This is a genomic window from Micromonospora yasonensis (genome assembly GCF_026013475.1).
Classification (GTDB): Bacteria; Actinomycetota; Actinomycetes; order Mycobacteriales; family Micromonosporaceae; genus Micromonospora; species Micromonospora yasonensis.
Genome location: NZ_JAPDPH010000442.1, coordinates 1 through 1,543, shown reverse-complemented (window position 1 = coordinate 1,543; position 1,543 = coordinate 1). Strand labels below are relative to the sequence as shown.

2 protein-coding genes are annotated in these 1,543 nt (G+C 76.9%); both read left to right on the top strand.

Features of this window, described 5'->3' with window-relative positions:
• The first annotated feature begins 251 nt into the window (after positions 1–251).
• Positions 252–599 carry a TcmI family type II polyketide cyclase gene (locus ONA70_RS36185; RefSeq protein WP_265010971.1) on the top strand — a complete coding sequence of 116 codons (348 nt, stop codon included), beginning with the start codon at positions 252–254 and terminating at the stop codon, positions 597–599.
• Positions 600–825: 226 nt separating this feature from the next.
• Positions 826–1,543 (top strand): helix-hairpin-helix domain-containing protein (locus tag ONA70_RS36180; RefSeq protein ID WP_319959637.1); only part of this gene is annotated, 718 nt, incomplete at its 3' end.

The window sequence follows — 1,543 nt, the reverse complement described above, 5'->3', positions numbered from 1 at the left end:
CACCCGGCGGGACCCGCCGGACCGCCGGACCGACCGCGGCGGGCCGCCCGGCGCCCCGCAGCGCGGTCCGGCCGCACCCACCGGGCCCGGTCAACGGTGAGCCGGCCGGGACCGACCACAGGGGACGTCACGACCGCTGTCACCGGCCGGCGGCAGGCGGTGACGGCGAGGTGACAGCCGCCGCGCCACCCTGTGGCACACACGGCGCCCCCACTCCTCGACGGGGGGCTGTACCGGCGAGAGGGGTCCCGATGAGCCGACTGTTGGTCGTCAGCCGGATCGTGCCAGGCGCGGAGGGACGGGTGGCACAGATCTTCGCCGAGTCCGACGCGACCGAGCTCCCCCGCCTGACGGGCGTCCGGCACCGGTCCTTGTACTGCCTGCACGACCTGTGCGTACACCTGATGGAGACCACGCCCGTCGACGCGGACGCGGCGGCCGGGGCGCGCGAGCACCCGCTGTACCGGGTGGTCAACGAGCGGCTCTCCGCGCACACGTCGCCGTACCTGCCGACCTGGCGCTCCCCTCGGGACGCCGTGGCCGGTTGCTTCTACAGCTGGGACGCCGCCGACGCGCCGGCACCCGGCCAACTCCGCTGAGGCGGACACCCAGGCCGGCGTCCCGGACCCCGATGGCACCAGGGTCCGGGACGCCCCTTTGTGGCCGGCCGCGACAACGCTCGGTCATCTCACCACCACTGGGCGACACGATCGCGTCCCACCAGCGAGGGAAGCACCCGACCTCCCTGTCGTCGCCGGCTCGGGTGTGCGAAGCTGCCCCGAGTTTTCTCGCGACTGTCATGCACACATACGAGGAGGTTTGGTCGTGCCGTCGAGTTTCGGGAAGTGGCTGGAACAGGTACTCGGCTGGGTGGCGAGCCGTCGCCGCAACACCGCCGGGCCGGCGACGCCCACGGTGGAGGGAGAGCCGGCGGCGCAGAGCGACGAGGTCCCGCCCGCCGCGCTGACCGAGGAGCCGGCTCAGGCGGAGCAGGAGGCTCCCCCGGCCGCCGCCACCCCCGCCCCGTCCGCCGAGGTCACTGCCGGGGAGCCGGCCCGGACCGTCGACGCCGAGCCGGTCGCCGAGGCCGCCCCGGTCGCGGCGGACGAGGAGCCGGCCGCAGGCCCGGCCACCGTGGTCGCCGACGCCGAGCCCGGCGCGGCCGAGCCGGCGGTGACCACCGGCGCGGAGGCCGAGCCGGCCGGCGGGAGCACCGAGCCGGTCGCTCCGGCGGTGGTCCCCGCGCCGCGTCCCGCGGCGGACGACGCCGTCAAGGCCGGGGCGGCCGGCGGCGAGGGGGCGGCGGACGACTTCCGGCGGATCCAGGGCATCGGGCCGAAGATGGCCACCGCCCTGCAGGCCGCCGGCATCCGCACCTACCAGCAGCTCGCCGAGCTGGACGAGGCGGCGCTGCGGGAGACCCTCAAGGCGGCCGGCGTGCGCCCCGCGCCGAGCCTGGCGACCTGGCCGCAGCAGGCGAAGCTGCTGGCCGGCGCCCGCGCCGAGGCCGAGCAGGTGCTGCCGGCGGGTACCGGCGGGAACG